The following is a 22,028-nucleotide window of genomic DNA, read 5'->3' on the forward strand; positions in this document are numbered from 1 at the left end:
TCGTGGAGGGATCATGAGGAACGCGTTGGGCTCGGTCGACACGGTCCTGCTGCTCGGCGGGCGGAGCGAGATCGGGCTCGCCGTCGTCGAGCGGCTGGTGCGGGCCGGCGCGAGCAGGGTCGTGCTGGCCGCGCGCGGGGGCACCGCCCCGGCCGAGCGGCTGCGGGAGCTCGGCGCCGAGGTGCACGTGCTCGACTTCGACGCGTCCCGGCCCGAGACGCACCCCGCGCTGATCGAGGAGGCCGCGGCCAAACTGGGCGACCTCGACGTGGTGATCCCCGCCTTCGGCGTGCTCGGCAGCCAGGCGGTCTACGACGACGACCCGGTGGCCGCCGCCCGCGACGTCGCCGTCAACTTCGGCGGCCACGTCTCGGCGGGCCTCGCCGCCGCCCGGCGGCTGCGCGAGCAGGGCCACGGCGCGCTCGTCGTGCTGTCGTCGGTCGCGGGAGTCCGCGTCCGGAAGGCCAACTTCGTGTACGGCTCGGCCAAGGCCGGCCTCGACGGCTTCGCCCAGGGGCTGGCCGACTCCCTGCACGGCACCGGCGTCCGGGTGGTGCTGGTGCGGCCCGGGTTCGTGATCGGCCGGATGACCCGGGGGATGACGCCGGCGCCCATGTCCGTCACGGCCGACGCCGTGGCCGACGCCGTGGTCGAGGCGCTCGGGTCGGGCAGGGGGACGGTGTGGGTGCCCGCGCGGCTGCGGCCGGTCTTCGCCGTCATGCGGATCCTGCCGCGGGACGTCTGGCGCCGCATGCCGCGCTGACGCCCCAGCCGGCCTCGCAGCGCCCTGAGAGACGGCGGCGCCGCCGCTCCCACAGGGAACGGCGGCGCCTCGGCTCGCCCGGGATCGTCACCCGGTCACGAGCGTGAGTCCGTAGACCGACAGGATCTCGTTGACCGGCTGGAAGTACGTCGTGCCGCCGACGCTGCAGTTGCCGGAGCCGCCGGAGGTGACGCCCTGGGCCTGGCTGCCGGAGATGAACGAGCCGCCGGAGTCGCCGGGCTCCGCGCACACGTTGGTGCGCGTGACCTCGCTCACCGTGCCCTGCGAGTAGCGGACGCTGGTGTTGCGCTGCTGGACGGTGCCGCAGTGCCAGCCGGTGGTGGAGCCGGAGCGGCAGATCGACGCGCCCACCACGGCGACGGTGGAGCCGCTGACGGTCACGTTGCCGCCGCTGCCCCTGACCCACGGCCGCGGGGTCCAGTTGCTGTTGACCGCGGCCCAGGAGTAGTCGTTGCCGGGGAAGGAGTAGCCCTGGAACGACCCCATGGAGACCTGGTTGTAGCCGGTGAGGGTGTTGCCGACGGTCGCGCAGTGGCCGGCGCTGACGAAGCCGTTCGTGCTGCCGCGGCGCACCGAGAAGCCGACCGAGCAGCGGGCCTGGTTGGCGATGTAGTACGCGTCGCCGCCGCGGACGTCGTAGAGGGTCTGCGGCTGCTCCGACGACTGGACCACGCGCACCGCGGCCGGGTCGGCGCCGCTGGCCTTGACGAACGCCTCGGCCTCGGCTGGCTGGGACGACTGGACGACGACGCTGTTGCTGGGCACGTCCACGTACCAGGCGGAGACCGACGCGGGCGGCGACACCTTGTCGAGGGCGTCCTTCGCGGCGGTGAGCGCGGCGAGCGAGCGCCCGACGATGCGGGGCTGCGCCCCGGCCGCCAGGATGGCCCCGGCCTTGGTGGAGTCGGTCGTGGCGACGATCTGGACGGCCGAGGTCGGGCCGGTCACCCAGGTGCCGGCGAAGGAGTCGCCGAGCGACGCCTGCACCGTGGCCTCGGTGGCGCTCGCGCGCGACTCGTTCGCGATGCGGGTCTCGGCCTGCGCGGCGCTGATCCCGAGGTCGCGCTGCATGGCCTCGAGCATCGCGGGCGGCGGCTTGACGGCGGAGGAGGCGGAGAAACCGGCCGGCGTCGGCGCCGCCATGGCCGGGGTGACGGCCACGGCGAGGGCGGTCACGGTCAGAGCGCATCCGGCGATCACCGTGCGTCTGTCGAGCATGTGGCTCTCTCCTTCTCTTGGGGGGGTGCCGTTACCGTAGCCGAGGCGTGACCGGTTAAGGATCTATCAGTTCGCCCCTACCACGGCGGTATGGAAACGCGGAGCGGTGACGGAAAGCCCAGGTCAAGGCATGTGGGAGCCGCCGTCCTCCCGGGGGGTGGGAGGACGGCGGCCGCGCGGTGCCCCTACGGCTTGGTGATGCCGAGGGTGTAGGAGCCCGAGCCGGAGTAGGCGTTGACGCGGTAGCGGTAGTAGCCGGCCGTGCCGGAGTAGGTCACGGTCTCGTCCGGGTTCGCGGTGGTGCCGCTGGCGACGGTCACCCAGCTCGACCCGTTCCACTTCTGCAGGTAGAGGTCGAAGTCGGTGCCGTCAGGCCCGTCGAGGCAGCCCTTGTGCGTGCCGGAGACGGTCGACTGGTAGTACGAGTTGTTGGGCTGGTAGGCGTTGCCGCCGCTGGTGAGGCTGCCGGTGTAGGTCTGCTGGTAGCCCGAGCAGCCCGTGGGCGGCGGGTTGCCGCCGCCGGAGGTCACGAGCGTCAGGCCGTACGCCGAGAGGATCTCGTTGACCGGCTGGAAGTACGTCGTGCCGCCGACGCTGCAGTTGCCGGAGCCGCCGGAGGTGACGCCCTGGGCCTGGCTGCCGGAGATGAACGAGCCGCCGGAGTCGCCGGGCTCCGCGCACACGTTGGTGCGCGTGACCTCGTTCACCGTGCCCTCCTGGTAGGTGACGCTGGTGTTGCGCTGCTGGACGGTGCCGCAGTGCCATCCGGTGGTGGAGCCGGAGCGGCAGATCGACGCGCCCTCGACCGCGACGGTGGAGCCGCTGACGGTCACGTTGCCGCCGCTGCCGTTGTTCACCCAGGGCTGGGCGGTCCAGTTGCTGTTGACCGCGGCCCAGGAGTAGTCGTTGCCGGGGAAGGAGTAGCCCTGGAACGACCCCATGGAGACCTGGTTGTAGCCGGTGAGGCTGCTGCCGACGGTCGCGCAGTGGCCGGCGCTGACGAAGCCGTTGGTGCTGCCCTTGGTGACCGAGAAACCGACGGAGCAGCGGGCCTGGCCGGCGATGTAGTAGGCGTCGCCGCCGCGCACGTCGTACAGCGGGCGGGGCTGCTCCGACGACTGCACGACCCGGACCGCGGCCGGGTCCGCGCCGCTTGCCTTGACGAACGCCTCGGCCTCGGCCGGCTGGGACGACTGGACGACGACGCTGTTGCTGCGCACGTCCACGTACCAGACCGGGGCGGAGGAGGGGGCCTTCGCGGAGGCGCGGTCGAGGGCGTCCTTGGCGGCCGTGAGCGCGGCCAGCGAGCGGCCGACCACCTGCGGGGTGGCGCCCTGGGCGGCGATGTCGGCCGAGCGGCCGGCGTCGGTGGTGGCGACGACGAGCGTCGAGGAGGTGGGGCCGGAGACCCACGAGCCGGCGAAGGAGGCGTCCAGCCGCTTGCGCAGCTTCGTCTCCGTGGCGGACGCCCGGGACTCGTTGGCGACCCGGGCCTCCGCCTGCGCGGCGGACAGCCCGAGGTCGCGCTGCATGGCCTCGAGCATCGCGGGCGGCGGCTTGAGCGCCGACGACGCCGCGCCCGAGGCCGCCTGCGCGGCGGACGGGCCGGAGGCGTCGCCGGGAGCGGCCATGGCGGGGGCGGCCAGCAGCGTGGTGACGCCGACGGCCAGGGCGCATGCGGCGGTGGCCGCACGTCTGGGGAGCATGTGTTCTCCTCGGGGATCGGGGGGTGCCGTCACCGTAGCCGAGCTCCCCGGGGAGGCGGATCTATCAACTCCCCCCTACCGCCGCATTATGGAACCGTCCCGAATTGGGGATTGGTCTCCAGCCAATCCGAGTAGCGCGCGCTGCGCCGCACCGCGTCCGCGTAGGAGGCGCGGGCGTACGACGCCACAGCCGGCGCCACCCGGGCCGCGATCGACTCCGAATGCCAGCCCAGCAGGTGGCGCCAGCGCAGGGGCGCGCCCGCCAGCGGCATCATCACCAGCCCGGCCGTGAGCTGGAACGTGGCCTGGCACAGCGCCACGGCCTTACCCACCCCCACCAGGTGCAGGCACGTGGCGACGTCGGTCTCGTAGATGGACATGGGGACGAACCCGGCGCGGGCGCAGGCGGCGGCGAAGCAGTCGGAGAAGCAGCCGTCTCCCGGGGCGACGGTCCAGCACTCGTCGGCGAGCATGGACAGGTCGAGCTGGCTCTCCGCTGCGAGGGGATGGTCCTCGGCCAGTAGCACGAAGACCGGGTCGGCCCCCACCACGCTCCAGCTCATCGACTCGCCCGGAGGCGGCGGGCTGTCGCCGCAGGTGCCGAGCAGCACGAAGTCGAGCCGCCCGGCCGACACCATGGACGTGAGCTCCCCGGCCGACCAGGACGTGCGCGTGGTGACCGGGACGCCGGGCTGGGCGGCGGTCACGCGCTCGACCAGCCCGCCGAGGATGGGCCCGTGAGTCGCCCCCAGCCGGTAGCCGGGGATCTCCACGGGCGTGTTGGCGAACCGTACGGCGTCCTCCTGGAGCTCCCGTACGGCCGGGAGCAGCACCCGGGCGCGGGAGAGCACCATCTCCCCAAGGGGAGTGGGACGGGCGCCGTTGCGGTCACGCTCGAACAGGGGACCGCCGAGGGAGCGTTCGATGCGTTTCAGCTGCGCGGTGAGCGACGGCTGGGCGAGCCCGAGTCGCGTGGCCGCCTTCGTGACGCTGCCGGCCTCGGCGACGGCGTGCACGATTCTCAGGTGCCGGATCTCCAGATCCATACCGGGAACGTACGGCCCCGGTGGTATGGCCGCAATCCCGCCTTGTCATGAAATTTGACTTTAACTCGTGGGTCATGGTCGCCGGTTGTCGCGCGATCCGGCGCTCGCACTGGAACGTGTTCTCGCCGACGTTTCGGCCGGTCGGAAACGTGCAGGTTACCGGCTGGTAGGAGTGGAAGAACGGGCTTGCTAGAACACGTTGCAGTTCCAGGCGGGCCCGCCGTACAGTCGGGACATGCGGACACGTGTCACCGACCTGTTCGGTATCGAGTTCCCGATCTTCGCGTTCAGCCACTGCCGGGACGTCGTCGCCGCGGTCAGCCGCGCGGGCGGCATGGGCGTGCTCGGCGCCCTGTACTTCACCCCCGAGGAGCTCGAGATCGAGCTCAAGTGGATCGACGACCACGTGGACGGCCGGCCGTACGGCGTCGACGTGGTGATGCCGGCCTCCTACGCGGGCGCGGACCTCGACGTCGACTCCCCGGCCGACCTGGTGGCCAGGCTCCAGGGCATGATCCCGCAGGCGCACCGCGACTTCGTCGAGAACCTGCTGTCCCGGCACGGCGTCCCGCCGCTGACCGGCTCCGACCCCGGCAGGGTGCTGCTCGGCTGGACCGACGCGACCGCGCGGCCGCAGGTCGAGGTGGCGCTCAGGCACCCCATCGCGCTGCTGGCCAACGCCCTCGGCCCGCCCCCGGCCGACGTCGTCGAGCTGGCCCACGCCAAGGGCGTGAAGGTGGCGGCGCTGGCCTCGACCCCCCGCCACGCCGTCAAGCAGGTCGAGGTGGGGGTGGACGTGGTGGTCGCCCAGGGCACCGAGGCGGGCGGCCACACGGGCGAGATCTCCACGATGGTGCTGATCCCTCAGGTCGTGGACGCGGTCGACGTGCCGGTCCTGGCCGCGGGCGGCGTCGGCACCGGACGCCAGATGGCGGCCGGGATGGCCCTGGGCGCCGAGGGCGTGTGGACCGGCTCGGTCTGGCTGACGGTCGAGGAGGCCGACACCTCCGAGCTCGTCAAGCGGCGCATCCTGGAGGCCACCTCCCGCGACACGGTCCGTTCGCGGAGCTGGACCGGCAAGCCCGCCCGGCTGCTGCGCAACGAGTGGACCGAGGCCTGGGAGTCGGCCGAGTCACCCGGCACGCTGCCGATGCCGCTGCAGTTCATGCTGGTCTCCGGCGCCCTGCGGCGGATCGGCAGCTCGGGGGCCGCCGAGCTGACCACGTTCCCCGCCGGGCAGATCATCGGCGCGATGAACCAGGTCAAGTCGGCCAGGCAGGTCGTCTTCGAGATGGTCGAGGAGTACGTGGAGACCATGGAGCGCCTCGAACGGGTCAACCGCGACTGACGGCGCGCGACCGGCGACCCTCGTCCCGGCCCGGCGGCGGCCCTGCGCTTTACTGGGCAGGAGTCCGACGAGCCGGGGGAGGGTGCCCGACGTGAGCCACGCCCGCGACGAGACCGTGGCGGACGCGCCGCCCATCCTCGGCAACGTCCCCGGCTCGTACGCCCTGACCGTCTTCCGCGAGCGGCACCCGGCCCTGATCCGCCAGGTCCGGGAGGCCCTGCCGTACACGCCGGACCGGCGGCAGGCCCTCGACCGGCTGCTGGACGAGGTCGTCCGCGACGTCATGGAGCCGCTCGGCCCGTCCGCGCACGACGGCGCGGCGTGGGCGGAGTGGGGGCGGGACAAGATCGGGCGGCGCTGGGTCGACGTGCCGTTCCTGTGGGCGGAGAGCTACTTCTACCGCAAGCTCCTGGAGGCGACCGGCTACTACGGCGACGGCCCGTGGCGCGGGGTCGACCCGTTCGGGCCGGTCAAGCAGGCCGAGCTGACCGGCTCGGTCGTGGACGGCGAGCTCGCGGCGCTCGACGAGACGGCCGCGCTGCCGCCCGGCGAGCGGGCCCAGGCCCTCCTGCTCGGCTCCCTGTGGGGCAACCGGGCCGACCTGTCCTTCACCCTCACGCTGAGCGGCGACCGCGAGCGGGTCAGCGGCCTCGTCGTGGACGACAGCGCGCTGCTGTGGTCGCTCCTGCGCGACCGGCCTCCGGGACGGGTGTGCCTCGTCGCGGACAACGCGGGCCGGGAACTGCTGCCCGACCTCGTGCTGGCCGACCACCTCCTGGCCGAGGGGCTGGCGCGGGAGGTCGTGCTGCACGTCAAGCCCGCCCCCTACTTCGTGTCCGACGCCACCCCCGCGGACGTGCTCGCGTGCCTGCGGCGGCTGGCCGCCGCGCCGGGGCGGGCGGGCGAGGCCGGCGCCCGCCTCTGGCACGCCATGGAGGAGGGACGGCTCACGTTGCGGGCCCACCCCTTCGCCTGCGCCCCCTTACCCTACCGGGACATGCCGGACGACCTGCGTGAGGAGTTCGCCGCGGCGTCCCTGACCGTGACCAAGGGCGACCTGAACTACCGCAGGCTCGTCGGCGACCGCATGTGGCCGCCCACCACCCCGTTCGCCGCCGTCACCGGCTACTTCCCCGGCCCGGTCGTCGCGCTGCGCACGCTGAAGTCGGACGCCCTGGTCGGCGTGCCCGAGCGCACCCTGGCCGGCCTGGACGCGACCGGCCGCCCCTGGCGCACCGCCGGCACCCACGCCATGATCCAGGGCCGCCCCTGAGGCTGGCCGTGGACGACATGACCCGGGCCTCGGCAGGCATGGACCCGGCACGGGCAGGGCTTCGGCCGCGTTCCGGGCGGGGCGAGGAATGCGGCCGGGCGGGCCGCGGGGCGGGTACGCCTCAACGAGGGTGAGGGGGCGGCGGGGCGCCGTCGCTGTTCCGGCCGGCGGCCTTCCGCGCGGTCACCCACACCGCGATCTGGGTGCGGGAGATGAAACCGAGTTTGGTCAGCATGTGCTCGATGTGGCCCTCGGTGGTGCGCTGCGCGATGACGAGCGCGGAGGAGATCTCCTTGTTGCTGAGCCCCTGAGCTATCAGCTCGGCGATCTCGTCCTCTCGCGGGGTCAGCGGTGAGGGCGCCGGTTCGGCCGGCGGGCCGTGATCCTCGTCCCGCTCTCCGGTCCCGCCCTCGGCCGCCTGCTCGCCGAGCGCCTCGGCGAGCGCGTCGTCGAGCGTCAGCCACTGTCCCCGGCGCAGCGCGCCGCCGAAGGCGCGCTCGCCCATCTCCGCGCGGAGGGCGCTCGCACACCGCTCGTGGAACTCGCGGTGCCGATCCACCCACAGGGCCGTCACCCCGGCGGTCCGGCAGACGCCGTCGGCGGCGCCGAGCATGCGGGCGGCGCCCACGGGATCGCCTGTGCTCTGCCTGATCCAGCCGAGCGTCTCCAACGCCAACCCGATCGTGACCCGGTCGTCGAAGCCGCGGCCGGCCCGCAGGCTCTCCTGGGCCAGCGAGGTCGCCCGGCCGTAGTCCCCCTGCCGCCATTCGTGGATGGCGAAGTGGCCAAGCAGTATGGACCGGATCCAGCTCTCCCCGTGGCTTTCGGCGAGCGCGAGGCTCCGCTCGAACAGCCGCCCCGCCCGTTCCGCGTCGCCCAGGTAGCCCGCCGAGGCCGCGAGGCAGAACAGGCTGACAAGGGCGGACAGGACATGCCCGGTGGCGGTGAACACGTCCGCGGCCTCCTCCAGCAGGACGGCCGCCCGCGCGTGATCGCCGCGCTGATGGGCCGCTATGCCGGAGATCAGCGACGCGAAGGCCAGGAGTCTCCGGTCGTCCAGCTTCTCCGCCATCGCCCGGCCCATGCCGAGGAGTGGCTCCGCCGCCGTGCGGTCGCCCTGCATGAACGCCAGGTGCGCGTCCTGGCACAGCGCCTCGGCGCGTACGGCGGTCGGCTCCGGAGCCGCCCGCATCAGCCGGTCGAGCCAGTAGCGGCCCTCGCTGTACAACCCGTTCGGCATCCAGTGGGGGTCGAACAGCAGGACCGCCATGCGCAGCCCGGTCTCCGCCTCGGCGGGCTCGTTCAGGGAGAACTCCAGGGCGGCGCGCAGGTGGGCCCGCTCCAGCCGCAGCCGGGCGAACCACCCGGCCTGAGCTGGGCCGAACCACTCGTCGGCCGCCCGCTCCACCAGGCACAGACAGTGGTCGCGGTGACGGCGCGCCGGCGACCGCCGCTCGTCGGGCCCGCCCAGCCGGTTCCTGGCGAACTCTCGCAGCGTCTCCAGCATGCGGTAGCGGACCTCGCCGTGATGCTCCTCGCGCAGCAGCAGCGACTTGTCCAGCAGCGCGTCGACCAGGTCGAGCACGTCCTCCGGCTCGACGCCGTCACCGGCGCAGACGGCCTCCACGGCCTCCAGGCCGAAGTGGCCGGGGAAGACCGACATGCGGCTCCACAGCGTCCGCTCCGCCGGTGACAGCAGCTGGTAGCTCCAGTCGACCAGCGCGTGCAGGGTCCGCTGGCGCGGCGCCGCCGTACGGCTCCCGCCCGTCAGGCAGGCGTACCGGTCGTCGAGCCGCTCGACCAGTGTGTCCACCGACAGCGCCCGCAGCCGCACCGCGGCGAGCTCGATCGCCAGGGGGATGCCGTCAAGGCGGCGGCACAGCTCGACCACCGCGTCCCTGTTGTCCGGCGTCAGGTGGAACCCGGGCACGATCGCGGCCGCCCGCTCCTGGAAGAGGCACACCCCGTCGTACAGCTCCGGCGCCCTGCCCGTGAGCGGCCGGTCCGGCTCGGGGACCGCGAGCGGGGCGATCTTCATCTGATACTCGCCGATGATCCCGAGCGACTGCCGGCTGGTCGCCAGGATGCGCAGGTCGGGCACGGCCCGCAGGAGGCGGTTCGCGAACGACGCGCACGCGTCCCGCAGGTGCTCGCAGTTGTCCAGCACGAGCAGCGTCCGCTGCCCGGCCAGCACCCTGATCAACGCGTCGGCCGGGGAGGGCTCCGACTGATCCCGAACGCCCATGGTCGCCGCGACCGTCTCCGCGACCAGCTTCGTGTCGGTAAGGCCGGACAGGTCGACCAGCCAGACGGCGTCGAACGCGCGGTGCTGCTCGGCCGCGGCCCGCAGCGCGAGCCGGGTCTTGCCGACGCCGCCCACTCCCGTGAGGGTCACCAGACGCGAGACCGACAGCAACCGGCGGATCTCGGCCAGCTCCCGCCTGCGGCCCACGAAGCTCGTCAGATCGGCGGGAAGGTTGCCGACCTGACGCTCCGGCGCGGCAGTGGGCACGTCTCCACGCTAGCGGGGCGAATGGCCGTGTCGAAAGGCGGCCCGGGGCGGACCGGCACCTGTGGGCGCCGATGCCGCCGCCTCGTGCGAGCCGTGGACACGGCCTGGACGGACCGCAGGCGCCAGGGCTGAGACGGATCACCTGCCCTGGTAGACAGGGGGGCGTTTCTCCCGGAAGGCGAGGGCGCCCTCCTTGGCGTCCTCCGAGCCGATGACGGGCCAGCCGATGGCGTCGGAGACCTTGAGGGCCTCGTCCTCGGGCATGCCGAGCGTCTCCCGGTAGGTGCGCAGGATCGCCTGGACGGCGAGGGGGCCGCAGGCCGCCACCTGGCCGGCGATCTCGCGCGCGGCGGCGAGGGCCTCGCCGTCCGGAACGACCCGGTTCACCAGGCCCATGGCGAGCGCCTCCCGCGCCGTGATCGCCCGCCCGGTCAGCAGGACGTCCATCGCGAACGCGTACGGGATCTGGCGGGGGAGCCGGACGGCGCTGCCGCCCATGGGGAACAGGGCGCGCCTGGCCTCGAACAGCCCGAGCGTCGCGCTCTCGGCGACGACGCGCAGGTCGGTCCCGACGAGCAGCTCGGTGCCGCCGGCCACGGCGTAGCCCTCGACGGCGCACACGATCGGCTTGGCGGGCAGCGCCTCGCTGTCGCGCAGCAGGCCCTTCCAGTGGTAGTCGGGGATCTCGGCGGCGCGCCGCCGGACGCGCTCGTCGTCCGAGGGCCTGCCCATCGCCTTGAGGTCGGCCCCGGCGCAGAACGTGCCGCCCGCCCCGGTCAGGATTCCGACCCGCACCTCCGGCTCGTCCGAGATGTACCGCCAGGCGTCGGCGAGGCCGACGAGCATGTCGGTCGACAGCGCGTTCCTGGCCTCCTGCCGGTCCATCGTGACGACGACCACGTGGCCGTCGCGCTCGACACGGCAGTGCGGGGTGCTGATCGGCAGGAGCTCCACGGGCGTCCCTCCAGTGTTGACCAAGCGCTTGTCCGAGCCGGATGATAGCGCGTTCCACCCCGTTCGGAACGGCGGTCCCGGCGCCGCCGGGCGGGGCGGGGACGACGGCGCGACGTGCGTATCAAGCGCTTGTTCGGCTCGGGTCTCCGGGTTAGTCTGCCCGCAAGAACTAGAACCGATTCTCGTCCGAGTCGTCGCGTATTGCCAGGGCTTGTCAGCGAGGTGCCCGCGTGTTTCACTCCGGGCCCGGACACGAACGGCGAGGCGTGGCGGCACCGGTGGACCGGTGATCTCGGCGGCGAGCGGAGATCGCGGTATACGAACAAGGGAGCTGGCGTATGGGCTCGCTGGGTTTCTGGAGGCTCGCCCAGGCCGACCCGGAGTGGGTGGCCGCGGTCGACCCCGACGGCGCCGAGCACCGGGCGGGAGAGCTGCTCGCGAGGGCCAACCGGCTGGTGCACGGGCTGCGTGAGCTGGGCCTGCGGCCCGGCGACGGCATCTGCGGCCTGGTCCCGAACGGCACCGACGGGCTGGCGCTGTACCTCGCGGCCCTCCAGGCGGGGTGGTACTACACGCCGATCAACTGGCACCTGACGGGCCCCGAGATCGGCTACGTCGTGGCCGACAGCGAGGCCAGGGCGTACTTCGTCCACGAGCGGTACGCCGTGGAGGGCGCGCGCGGCGCGCGGGAGTCGGGCATCTCCCCGGACCGGCTGTTCTCGTTCGGCTCGATCGAGGGCTTCCGGCCGGTCGCCGAGCTGACGGACGGTCAGCCGGACGACCTGCCGGCGGACCGCACGGCCGGGGCCACCATGCACTACACCTCGGGCACGACCGGACGCCCCAAGGGGGTCAGGCGCCCGCTCACCGGACTCGACCCGGACGACTCGGCCGAGTTCATGACGGCCCTGCTGGCGATGTTCGGCATCACGCCCGGGCCGCCGAACGCGCACCTCGTCACCTCGCCCTGCTACCACACAGCGGTGACGCAGTTCGGCGGTACGGCCCTGCACATGGGACACACGCTCGTCTACATGGACAAGTGGGACGCGGAGGAGACGCTGCGCCTGTGCGAGCGCCATCGGGTGACCAACTCCCACATGGTGCCCACCCACTTCAAGCGGCTGCTGGCGCTGCCCGAGGACGTCCGGCGGCGGTACGACCTGTCGTCGCTGCGGTGGATGATCCACGCCGCCGCGCCCTGCCCGGTGCCGGTCAAGCAGCAGATGCTCGAGTGGTGGGGCGACGTGATCTACGAGTACTACGCCGCCACCGAGGGCGGCGGCACGATCGCCACCCCCGAGGACTGGAAGAAGCACCCCGGGACGGTGGGCAAGGCGTGGCCCATCAGCGAACTGCTGATCGTGGACGACGACGCGAACGAGGTGCCGACGGGGACCCCGGGCACGATCTACATGAAGATGGCCGGACTCGGCTTCGAGTACAAGGGCGACCCGGCCAAGACCGCGGCCAACCGGCTGCGCGACCACTTCACCGTCGGCGACGTGGGCTACCTGGACGAGGACGGGTTCCTGTTCCTCTGCGACCGCAAGGCCGACATGATCATCTCGGGCGGGACGAACATCTACCCCGCCGAGATCGAGAACGAGCTGCTCATCCATCCCAAGATCGCGGACGTGGCCGTCTTCGGCGTCCCGGACGACGAGTGGGGCGAGCAGATCAAGGCGGTCGTCGAGCCCGCGCCGGGCGTCGCCCCGGGGCCCGCGCTCGCCGAGGAGATCCTCCACTCACTCGAGGGCCGCCTCTCGAGGATGAAGTGGCCCAAGACCATCGACTTCATCGAGGAGATGCCGCGCGAGCCGAACGGCAAGCTCCTCAAACGCAAGCTCCGCGACCCGTACTGGGAGGGCAGGGACCGTGCCATCTGAGGACCTGGCGGCCACCCATGTTCTGGAGTTCCCCGGCGGCTACACCCGTACGACCGGACCGGTCATCGGCCGGTTCCTGACCGAGCTGCGCGACCGGCGGCTCGTCGGGGTCCGCACGGCCGGCGGCCGGGTGCTGGTCCCGCCGCTGGAGTACGACCCGGACACCGGCGAGCCGGTCACGGACGAGTACGTCGAGGTGGGGCCGGCGGGGACGGTGGAGTCGTGGGCGTGGGTGAGCTCGCCGCGGCCCGGCCACCCGCTCGACCGGCCGTTCGCCTGGGCGCTCATCCGGCTGGACGGCGCCGACACGGCCCTCGTGCACGCGGTCGACGCCGGCGATCCCAAGGCCGTGCAGCCGGGCATGCGGGTGCGGCCGCGCTGGCGGGCCGAGACGTCCGGGCACATCACGGACATCGCGTGCTTCCAGCCGGAGGTGACGCGGATCGTCGCACCGGTGCGCGCCGAGTACCGCGTGACGCCGGGCAAGGCGCTCACGCGGTTCCTGGAGGGCGTCCGCGACGGCGTGTTCCTCGGCGGCCGGTGCCCGCGCTGCGTCAAGGTCTACGTGCCGTACCGGATCTCCTGCCCGTCCTGCGGCACGCTGATCGACGAGGAGGTCCAGGTCGCCGACACCGGGACCATCACCACGTTCGCCATCAACAACCTGCCCGACCCCCGGGCCCCGCAGGTGCCGTTCGTGTCCGCGTACATCCTGCTCGACGGCGCCGACACGCCGATGATCGCGCTGGTGGGGGACGTGCCGGCGCAGGAGGTGCGGCAGGGCATGCGCGTGCGGGCCGTGTGGGCGCCGCCGGAGGAGCGGACGCTGTCGATGGACAACGTCCGGTGGTTCGCGCCCACGGGGGAGCCCGACGCGGACCCGTCGGAGCTGGAAGGGGGCGCGTGATGCGGGACGTGGCGGTCGTCGCGTTCGCCCAGACCGTGCACACCGGGCACGACGCCGGGCAGAACGAGGCGGAGATGCTGCGGCCGGTGCTCGACGAGGTCAGGAGGGCGTCGGGGCTCGGCTCCTTCGGGTTCACCTGCTCGGGGTCGTGCGACTACCTCGCCGGGGCGCCGTTCTCGTTCGTGTCGGCCCTCGACGCGCTCGGCGCCTGGCCGCCGATCAGCGAGAGCCACGTCGAGATGGACGGCGCGTTCGCGCTGTACGAGGCGTGGGTGCGCCTCCAGCACGGCGACGTCGACTCGGCCCTGGTCTACGGCTTCGGCAAGTCGTCGATGACGGACGTCCGGGAGGTCATGACGCTGCAGCTCGACCCGTACTATCTCGCGCCGCTCGGGCTCGACCAGGTGTCGTTCGCGGCGCTGCAGGCGAGCGCGGCACGGTCGCGGGGGTCCGGCGCGGACCGGGCGGCGCTCGACGAGATCGTGCGGCGCAGCCGGGCCGACGGCCGGGCCAACCCGTACGCGCTGGACCTGCCCGACCCCTCAGGCGAGGAGGACGAGGTCGGGCCGCTGCGGCCGTACGACGTGGCGCCACCGACGGACGGCGCGGCGGCCGTGGTGCTCGCGGCGGGCGACCTGGCCAGGGAACTGGCCGAGCGGCCCGCCTGGATCACCGGGATCGCCCACCGGATCGAGCCCCACTACCTCGGCATGCGCGACCTGTCCCGCTCGGTCTCGGCGGCCGACGCCGCCCGCGCGGCCGGGGTCGGCAAGGGCCCGGTCGACGTGGCGGAGCTGCACACGCAGTTCAGCCACGAGGAGCCGATCCTGCGCGAGGCCCTCGGCCTGCCGGACGGCACCGTCGTCAACCCCTCGGGCGGCCCGCTCGCCGCCAACCCGATCATGGTTACCGGGCTGATCCGGGTGGGGGAGGCGGCGCGGCGGATCCTCGACGGGTCCGCGAACCGGGCCGTGGCCCACGCGACGTCCGGGCCGTGCCTCCAGCACAACCTCGTGGCCGTGCTCGAAGCTGTTGAGACGAGGTGACGACGTGGGCAACCGCTGCGCAGTGATCGGCGTCGGCCAGACGCGCTACCAGACCAAGCGGCGCGACGTGTCCATCGCCGGGCTCGTCCGCGAGGCCGCCCTCCGGGCACTCGAGGACGCCGGCCTCACGTTCGCGGACATCGACGCCGTGGTCATCGGCAAGGCCCCCGACCTGTTCGAGGGCGTCATGATGCCCGAGGCGTACCTGGCGGACGCCCTCGGCGCGGCCGGCAAGCCGATGATGCGCGTCCACACGGCCGGCTCGGTCGGCGGGTCGACCGCGCTGGTCGGGGCGTCCCTCGTGCAGGGCGGCGTGCACGGGCGCGTGCTCGTGGTCGCCTTCGAGAAGCAGTCGGAGTCGAACGCCACCTGGGCGCTGTCCACGCACCTGCCGTTCAGCGCCTCGCTGGTCGTCGGGGCCGGCGGCTACTTCGCGCCGCACATCAGGGAGTACATGCGGCGGTCCGGCGCCCCCGATCACATCGGGACGCTCGTCGCGGTCAAGGACCGGCAGAACGCGCTGCGGAACCCCTACGCCCACCTGCGGATCCCCGGCATCAGCCGGGAGATGGTCGAGGCGACGCCGATGCTCTGGGAGCCCATCCGCTACCTGGAGACCTGCCCGTCGTCGGACGGCGCCTGCGCGATCGTGCTCGCCGCCGAGGACAAGGTGACCGGCACGCCCGCCTGGGTGCACGGCACCGCCATGCGGTCGGAGCCGATCTTCCGGGCCGGCCGCGACACCGTCAGCCCCCAGGCCGGCAAGGACTGCGCCGCCGACGTGTACCGCCAGGCCGGGATCGCCGACCCCCGCAGGGACATCGACGTGGCCGAGGTCTACGTGCCGTTCTCCTGGTACGAGCCGATGTGGCTGGAGAACCTGGGCTTCGCCGCCGAGGGGGAGGGCTGGAAGCTCACCGAGGCCGGCTGCACCGCCCTCGACGGCGACATCCCCTGGAACGCCTCCGGGGGCGTGCTGTCCTCCAACCCCATCGGCGCGTCGGGGCTCATCAGGTTCGCCGAGGCCGCGCTCCAGGTGAGGGGCATGGCGGGCGAGCACCAGGTCGACGGGGCGCGGCTCGCGCTCGGTCACGCGTACGGCGGCGGGGCGCAGTTCTTCGCCATGTGGATCGTCGGAAGCCGCAAACCCTGACCGCGGGAGGTCCGCCGGATGGAGTTCAACCACGCCGACCTGTTCGAGGGGCTCGCGGACGCCATCGGGGACCGCGTGGCGGTCGTCTGCGGCGACGGCCGCCTCACCTACGCGGCCCTGGACGCCGAGGCCAACCGCCTCGCCCACCACCTGCGGGACCGGGGGGTGGGCCCCGGGACCCACGTGGGCATCCAGCTCTACAACGGGCTGGAGTACGTCACCGCCCTGCTGGCCGCGCTCAAGCTGCGGGCCGTGCCGATCAACGTGAACTACCGGTACGTCGAGGCGGAGCTCGGCTACCTCTACCGCGACTCCGACATCGCCGTCCTGCTGTTCGACGTGGAGTTCGACGAGCGGGTCGCCCATGTGGCGCCGGACGCTCCCGCCCTCCGCCACCTCATCGCCGTCGGCGGCGACTCCGCCGTCCCGGGGGCCGTGCCGTACGGCGAGGCCCTGGCCGGCGCGTCCGACGCCAGGGACTTCCCCGAGAGGTCAGGCGACGACGTGTACGTCATCTACACGGGCGGCACCACCGGCATGCCCAAGGGTGTGATGTGGCACTCGGAGGACCTGTTCATGGCCTTCGGCGGCGGCAACCCGTACGGCGACCCGCTGGAGACGCCGCGGGCCGTGATCGACCAGGCGTCCGCCGCGGCGCCGATGGTCATGATGACGGCCGCCCCGCTCATGCACGGCGCGGCCCAGATGGGCACGTTCATCGCCTGGTGGATGGGCGGCACCATGGTCTACGTCCGCAAGTTCAGCGCGGCCGACGTGCTCCGGGCGGTTGAGCGCGAGCGGGTCGTCTCGCTCACCGTCACCGGCGACGCCATGGCGCGCCCGCTCGCGGACGAGATCGCCGCCGGGTCGTACGACCTGTCCTCGCTGGTCGTCGTGGGCTCGACCGGGGCGATCCTCACCGGGTCGGTCCGCGACCGGCTGGAGGAGCTGCTGCCGGGCCGGATGATCCTGGACAACTTCGGCTCGACCGAGTCGGGCTACACGGCCTCCGGGGTGTCGGGGTCGTCTCCCGAGTCGGGGCTGAAGTACCGGCCGCACGCCCACGCGTCGATCGCCGTGCTCGACCACAGGCTCGAACCCGTGAAGCCGGGCTCGGGCGAGCTGGGGACGGTCGCGAAGGCGGGCCGGATCGCGTTCGCCTACTACAACGACCCGGTGAAGACGGCCGAGACGTTCGTCACCGACGCGGAGGGCACCCGCTGGCTGCTCACCGGAGACCTCGCCATGGTCGAGGAGGACGGCACGATCCGGGTCTTCGGGCGCGGCTCGCAGTGCATCAACACCGGCGGGGAGAAGGTGTTCCCCGAGGAGGTCGAGGCCGTGCTCAAGGGCCATCCGGCCGTGTTCGACGCCGTGGTCACGGGCGTGCCGGACGATCGGTGGGGGTTCCGGGTGGCGGCCGTGATCCAGCCGTACGACGGGATCGTGCCCAGCCGGGAGGAGCTGGACGCGCACTGCCGGGCCCGGCTGTCGGGCTACAAGGTGCCCCGGACGTACGCGTTCGTGGACGAGATGGTCCGCTCCCCGGCGGGGAAGGCCGACTACCGCTGGGCCAGGGAGGTGGCCGGCTCCGCCCCCTGAGCTCGCGGTTTCGGCCGCCTCCCGGCGGGTAAGCGGCCCGGACAGCGACGCGGGGGAGGGGAGCGTCATGACCACTCCGACTCTCGAGACGAGGGCCCGCCCCCGTCACCCCTGGCGCCGGGTCTTCTCCACCGGCCTCGTGCTGTGGGTGCTGACCGTGATGATCACGTTCTGGACCGGCAACCCCAACCTGATCCCGACGCTGGTGCTGCTGGGCAGCTTCCTGGTGCCGGTGACGTTCGTGGTGTGGGCCTTCGAGCGCAGCGACACGGGCGAGCTCACCCCGACGCTGGTGTTCTCCACGTTCCTCACCGGCGGCGTGCTCGGCGTGCTGGCCGCCTCGGTCCTGGAGAGCTACCTGCTCCATCCGTCGCCCTGGCTGTTCCTCGGCGTCGGCCTGATCGAGGAGGCCGTGAAGCTGGCCGCCCTGGCCTTCCTCACCCGGCACCTCGCCGACAAGTCCGTGCGGGACGGCATGATCCTCGGCGCGGCGGTCGGGTTCGGGTTCGCCGCCTTCGAGTCCGCCGGCTACGCCTTCACCGCGCTGTTCACCGAGCACGGGCTCTCGCTCATGCAGGTCGTGCAGACCGAGCTGCTGCGCAGCCTCCTGTCGCCCCTCGGGCACGGCCTGTGGACGGCGATCCTGGGCGGCGTGCTCTTCCGCGCGAGCGGCCGCCACCACTTCACGCTGACGTACCGGCTGCTGCTGGCCTATCTCGGCGTCTCGCTGCTGCACGCCCTGTGGGACTCGATGCACTCCATCGCGGTGCTCGTCACCCTCCTGCTCACCGGGACGCCGGCGCAGTTCCGCCTGCTGGAGCTGGGCTGGATGCCCCGCCCGACGGCCGAGCAGGCCGACCTGTTCACGATCCTGTCCTGGGGCGGCCTGGCGGTCGTCTCCGTGATCGGCCTGCTCTGGCTGCTGGGACTGTGGCGCTCCGCCCGCCGCCGGCCCTACGTCCCCCCGCCCGGGTGGCGGATCTCCACCCCTCGCACCCGCTGAGGAACCGCGCGGTTCGGGCCCGGGCGTTCCGCGGTCCCTGCTGAGTTGCCATTTCCAACTCAGGTGGTCTAGGTTGTGAATACCTATTCAGGGGTTCGAGGGAGTGGAACATGGACATCACGAACGCCGTCGCGCTGGTGACGGGCGCCAACCGCGGCCTGGGCCGGCACCTGGCCGCCGAGCTGTTGAGGCGCGGGGCGAAGAAGGTCTACGCGGGTGTCCGGAACCCGTCGTCGGTCGACCTCGCCGGGGTCGTCCCGCTGCGGCTGGACATCACCGACCCGGCCGAGGTGGAGGCGGCCGCGCGGGCCGCCTCCGACACCACGCTCCTGATCAACAACGCGGGCGTCAGCACGCACGCGGGGCTGGCCAAGGGCGACCTCGCGGACATCCGGCTGGAGATGGAGACCCACTACTTCGGCTCCCTGGCCGTCACCCGCGCCTTCGCCCCGGTGATCGAGGCCAACGGCGGCGGGGCCGTGCTCAACGTCCTGTCCCTCCTGTCCTGGGCCCACTATCCGTCGTACGGCGGCTACAGCGCGGCGAAGGCCGCTGCGTGGGCCATGACCAACGTCGTCAGGCAGGAACTGGCGCCCGCCGGCATCGACGTGACCGCCCTGCACGTCGGCTACATGGACACCGACATGGCCGGCTACGTGGACCCCGCCGACAAGGTCGACCCGGCGTGGGTGGCCGGTCTGGCCCTGGACGGCGTCGAGGCCCGGGCCGCGGAAGTGCTGGTCGACGACAAGACCCGGAACGTCAGGGCCGCGCTCTCCGGGGGGCTGGACCTGCTCTACCCGAGCGTCCCCGCCGGGAGCTGAGCGCGCCTGGGTAGGAACGGCCTACCCAGGAGTAGGATGGTGGGGTGGGTACGGTCGGCCGCCGCCGCGAGGCGGAAGAGCTCTGTTCGATAGCGCGCACGCTCGAGATCGTGGGCGACATGTGGACGCTGCTGATCATCCGGGAGGCGGCGCTGCGGGGGGTGACCAGGTTCGCCGACTTCCGGGCCGGGCTGGGCATCGCCCCGGACCTGCTCAGCGCCCGGCTGGCCTCTCTCGTCGACGCGGGCGTCATGGAGAAGAGGCCGTACCGCGAGCCGGGCGCGCGGACGCGGGACAGCTACCACCTCACCCCGGCGGGGGAGGACCTCCGCCTGGTCCTCGCCGCGCTGCAGCAGTGGGGCGACGACAACAGGCCGCCGTCGGTGGGCCCGACGGTCCTCAGGCGGTCGGCCGGCCCCGGCCGGCCGGTGCGCGTGGCCTTCGTCGACGACGCCGACGCCGTGGTCGCGCCGGACGACGTCAGGTTCACGGACGGCGGCACCGGCGCGTCCCTCCGGCCCCCGGCAGGCTCCTCCCACGGCTAGTGAGCGAGGCTCTCGCCTCCACCCCTTCGTGAGAGATAGAGCCATTTTCATCCTGATCATGCTGGTCAGGATGGGCGCAGGAGGCGGGTCGGGACCACCACCACCGCCTGGCGGTACGTGCGCGAGTCGGTCGACCTGCTCGCCGCCCTGGCCGACGATGTACAGGCCGCCGCGCTCCGAGACGCCCGGCGGGCCTACGCGATTCTCGACGAGGTTGAGCGTGTGTCGAGCTCACCGGTCGATGTGCATTTCATCGGGCTGATCGGTGCTGTCCGTTGGTGATGGTGGCTAGGAGGGCGATGGCCTCGTCGATGGCGTGGGGGGTGATGTTGCCGTAGCCGATGACGACGCCGAGGGGGTCCGCGTCAGGGGTGAGCTGGTAGCGGGTGATGGAGTCGAACGCGATCCCGACGGCCCGGGCGCGCGCGGTCAGCTGGTCGGGGTGGGTGCCGTCGAGCTGGGTCGCGAGGGTCTGGACGCCGGCGGGTGTCCCTGCAAGTCGTAGGGGCACGTCATGACGGGTGATGGCCTGCTCGAGGGCTTGCCGGGCGGTTCGGTAGCGGGCTCGGGCGGCGCGGATGTGCCGGTCGTAGTCGCCGGTTTCGACGAGGTGAGCCAGGGCGAGTTGATCGAGGGTCGGGCTGCCATGGTCGGCGAGGAACTTTGAGAGCAGCAGCTCGGTGTGTAGTTCGGCCGGGCTGACCATCCAGCCCAGACGTAGCGCCGGGGCGAGCGTCTTGCTGGTGGATCCAAGGTAGACGACACGGTCAGGCGCACGGCCCTGCAGACAGCCCACAGCGCGTCGGTCGAAGCGGAACTCCCCGTCGTAGTCGTCCTCGACGACGATCGCGCCGCAGCGGCCGGCCCAGGCCAGCAGTGCCTCCCGGCGGGCGGGTGCCATGACCGCGCCGGTAGGGAATTGGTGAGCTGGGGTCGTCAGTACTGCGTCAACGCCCTGCTCGGGTAGTCGGTCGACGAGGATGCCGTCGCCGTCGACCGAGACGGGTACGACAGCGAGACCGGCTTGGTGCAGGATCGGTGCGCGGTGAGGCAGCCCCGGGTCCTCGAGCGCGACGGTCCGGGCGCCTCGGGCGCGCAGGGTATGGGCGAGCAGGTGAAGGCCCTGCGTGAAACCGGCACAGATCAGCAGCCGCTGCGCGTCGGCGTCCACGCCGCGGACCCGACCGAGGTAGGCGGCCAGCACCTGGCGCAGCCGGGGATGCCCAGCGGAGTCGGGGTACGCCAGATCGGAATCTGCGGCAGCACCCAGCGCGGCCGTCCATGCCCGCCGCCACAGGTGGCGGGGGAACGCCGACAGCGTCGGAATGCCTGGGCGCATGTCCCATCGGGCTGAGGGCTCCGGCGATCGGCGAGCAGCAGGCGCATTGGCGGCCGGAGGCAGGGGCAGATCAGAGACGCAGGTGCCAGAGCCGGGCCGGCTGACCAGATAGCCCTCGGCGGTCAACTGCGTGTAGACCTCGACGACCAGGCGACGAGAGACTCCGAGGTCGCCGGCCAAAACACGACTGGCCGGCAACCGCTGACCGGCCGCGAGCCGACCAGTACGCACCGCGTCGCGCAGGGCGCTCTCAAGCTGAACCCGGCGAGGTCGTCCGGGCTGCGGTGGCTCGATCGGAAGGAGGAGCTCCACTCCAGAAGTGGTACCCATATCTGGCATAGATGTGGACCCTATTACGGGTCCGACTGTTGGCTAGCGTAGTCGCATGCAAGAAACCACAGCGAGCGCCGATACCCCGCTGGTGCACGTGTGGGTCCGTGAGCTGGAAAATCCAGCAGCTGACGATCGGGTCGTGGCGCTGTTGGCTCACCTGCGAGGGGCACCGCCGACCTGACCGGGTCCATCGCAGCGTCGGCGGCGCAACGGGTGCGTCATCTGAGTGCGTTCGAGCAGGCCGGGAGACTCGTCGGCCTGGCCAGCTGGCGAATCATGTCGACCATACGGGGGCGGGTGCTCTACGTCGACGACCTCGTGACCGATCCAGGGATGCGACGCATGGGCGCGGGCCGTGCGTTGCTCGCCTGGCTCGAGCGGGCGGGCGTCGCCGCGGGCTGTCAGACGATCGAGCTGGACTCGGCTGTGACGCGGAGCGACGCGCATCGGTTCTACGCACGCGTCGGCCTGTCCATAAGCGCGTTTCACTTCGCCAGGACGCTCGCTGCCGGCTACGGACGTACGCGAAACGAGAGGGACTAAGAG

The 22,028-nt window shown here is 72.5% G+C and carries 18 protein-coding genes and 1 pseudogene; 13 read left to right on the top strand and 6 right to left on the bottom strand.

Annotated elements, in window-relative coordinates; translation table 11 throughout:
* Positions 1-13 precede the first annotated feature (13 nt).
* On the top strand, positions 14-763 hold the full coding sequence (gene dprE2, locus Mco01_RS12020; RefSeq protein WP_204056978.1) for a decaprenylphospho-beta-D-erythro-pentofuranosid-2-ulose 2-reductase: 750 nt from the start codon (positions 14-16) through the stop codon (positions 761-763).
* Positions 764-850: 87 nt separating this feature from the next.
* Here the strand turns inward: dprE2 and Mco01_RS12025 are convergent, their stop codons facing one another.
* The 3 genes from Mco01_RS12025 to Mco01_RS12035 form a co-directional block, all read right to left on the bottom strand.
* On the bottom strand, positions 851-2,002 hold the full coding sequence (locus Mco01_RS12025; RefSeq protein WP_204056979.1) for a S1 family peptidase: 1,152 nt from the start codon (positions 2,000-2,002) through the stop codon (positions 851-853).
* Positions 2,003-2,187: 185 nt separating this feature from the next.
* Positions 2,188-3,708 carry a S1 family peptidase gene (locus tag Mco01_RS12030; protein ID WP_204056980.1) on the bottom strand — a complete coding sequence of 507 codons (1,521 nt, stop codon included), beginning with the start codon at positions 3,706-3,708 and terminating at the stop codon, positions 2,188-2,190.
* Between the two features lie 86 nt (positions 3,709-3,794).
* The gene (locus Mco01_RS12035) at positions 3,795-4,754 is read right to left on the bottom strand and encodes a LysR family transcriptional regulator (protein WP_204056981.1); all 960 of its coding nucleotides are present in this window, start codon (positions 4,752-4,754) and stop codon (positions 3,795-3,797) included.
* Between the two features lie 235 nt (positions 4,755-4,989).
* On the opposite strand from Mco01_RS12035, the gene Mco01_RS12040 reads away from it, so the two are divergent.
* Entirely contained in the window at positions 4,990-6,102 is a 1,113-nt protein-coding gene (locus Mco01_RS12040) for an NAD(P)H-dependent flavin oxidoreductase (RefSeq protein ID WP_036327778.1), read from the top strand.
* A 91-nt stretch (positions 6,103-6,193) separates the two neighbouring features.
* Positions 6,194-7,375, top strand: a complete 1,182-nt coding sequence (locus Mco01_RS12045; RefSeq protein WP_204056982.1) for a damage-control phosphatase ARMT1 family protein — start codon at positions 6,194-6,196, stop codon at positions 7,373-7,375.
* 121 nt (positions 7,376-7,496) lie between these two features.
* On the opposite strand, the gene Mco01_RS12050 is transcribed toward Mco01_RS12045, so the two are convergent.
* Together Mco01_RS12050 and Mco01_RS12055 are read right to left on the bottom strand one after the other, a co-directional pair.
* Complete coding sequence (locus Mco01_RS12050) at positions 7,497-9,887, bottom strand: LuxR C-terminal-related transcriptional regulator (protein WP_204056983.1); 2,391 nt, start codon at positions 9,885-9,887, stop codon at positions 7,497-7,499.
* Positions 9,888-10,025: 138 nt separating this feature from the next.
* Positions 10,026-10,841, bottom strand: a complete 816-nt coding sequence (locus Mco01_RS12055) for a crotonase/enoyl-CoA hydratase family protein (protein WP_204056984.1) — start codon at positions 10,839-10,841, stop codon at positions 10,026-10,028.
* A 338-nt stretch (positions 10,842-11,179) separates the two neighbouring features.
* Here Mco01_RS12055 and Mco01_RS12060 point away from each other — a divergent pair, with 338 nt between their 5' ends.
* The 9 genes and pseudogenes from Mco01_RS12060 to Mco01_RS40180 form a co-directional block, all read left to right on the top strand.
* Positions 11,180-12,730, top strand: a complete 1,551-nt coding sequence (locus Mco01_RS12060) for an acyl-CoA synthetase (RefSeq protein ID WP_204056985.1) — start codon at positions 11,180-11,182, stop codon at positions 12,728-12,730.
* Positions 12,720-13,637 carry a Zn-ribbon domain-containing OB-fold protein gene (locus Mco01_RS12065; protein WP_239103546.1) on the top strand — a complete coding sequence of 306 codons (918 nt, stop codon included), beginning with the start codon at positions 12,720-12,722 and terminating at the stop codon, positions 13,635-13,637. The genes Mco01_RS12060 and Mco01_RS12065 overlap by 11 nt, the downstream gene beginning before the upstream one ends.
* On the top strand, positions 13,637-14,683 hold the full coding sequence (locus Mco01_RS12070; RefSeq protein WP_204056986.1) for a thiolase family protein: 1,047 nt from the start codon (positions 13,637-13,639) through the stop codon (positions 14,681-14,683). The genes Mco01_RS12065 and Mco01_RS12070 overlap by 1 nt, the downstream gene beginning before the upstream one ends.
* A 4-nt stretch (positions 14,684-14,687) precedes the next feature.
* Complete coding sequence (locus Mco01_RS12075) at positions 14,688-15,836, top strand: thiolase family protein (RefSeq protein ID WP_204056987.1); 1,149 nt, start codon at positions 14,688-14,690, stop codon at positions 15,834-15,836.
* Positions 15,837-15,854: 18 nt separating this feature from the next.
* Positions 15,855-17,438 carry an acyl-CoA synthetase gene (locus tag Mco01_RS12080; protein ID WP_204056988.1) on the top strand — a complete coding sequence of 528 codons (1,584 nt, stop codon included), beginning with the start codon at positions 15,855-15,857 and terminating at the stop codon, positions 17,436-17,438.
* A gap of 67 nt (positions 17,439-17,505) precedes the next feature.
* Positions 17,506-18,441: a PrsW family intramembrane metalloprotease gene (locus Mco01_RS12085; protein ID WP_204056989.1), complete on the top strand. Its 936-nt coding sequence runs from the start codon at positions 17,506-17,508 to the stop codon at positions 18,439-18,441.
* Positions 18,442-18,551: 110 nt separating this feature from the next.
* Positions 18,552-19,265: an SDR family oxidoreductase gene (locus Mco01_RS12090; RefSeq protein WP_204056990.1), complete on the top strand. Its 714-nt coding sequence runs from the start codon at positions 18,552-18,554 to the stop codon at positions 19,263-19,265.
* Positions 19,266-19,309: 44 nt separating this feature from the next.
* A complete protein-coding gene (locus Mco01_RS12095; RefSeq protein WP_204056991.1) occupies positions 19,310-19,810 on the top strand; it encodes a winged helix-turn-helix transcriptional regulator in 501 nt (166 codons plus the stop codon).
* Positions 19,811-19,906: 96 nt separating this feature from the next.
* Positions 19,907-20,020, top strand: a pseudogene (locus Mco01_RS40180) (IS5/IS1182 family transposase); the annotation flags it as partial.
* Positions 20,021-20,060: 40 nt separating this feature from the next.
* Here Mco01_RS40180 and pdxR read toward each other — a convergent pair.
* The gene (gene pdxR / locus Mco01_RS12105) at positions 20,061-21,461 is read right to left on the bottom strand and encodes a MocR-like pyridoxine biosynthesis transcription factor PdxR (RefSeq protein ID WP_204056993.1); all 1,401 of its coding nucleotides are present in this window, start codon (positions 21,459-21,461) and stop codon (positions 20,061-20,063) included.
* 234 nt (positions 21,462-21,695) lie between these two features.
* Here pdxR and Mco01_RS12110 point away from each other — a divergent pair, with 234 nt between their 5' ends.
* Positions 21,696-22,025 carry a GNAT family N-acetyltransferase gene (locus Mco01_RS12110; protein WP_204056994.1) on the top strand — a complete coding sequence of 110 codons (330 nt, stop codon included), beginning with the start codon at positions 21,696-21,698 and terminating at the stop codon, positions 22,023-22,025.
* The last annotated feature ends 3 nt before the right edge of the window (positions 22,026-22,028 follow it).

The sequence above is a fragment of the Microbispora corallina genome, assembly GCF_016863035.1.
Taxonomy (GTDB): Bacteria; Actinomycetota; Actinomycetes; order Streptosporangiales; family Streptosporangiaceae; genus Microbispora; species Microbispora corallina.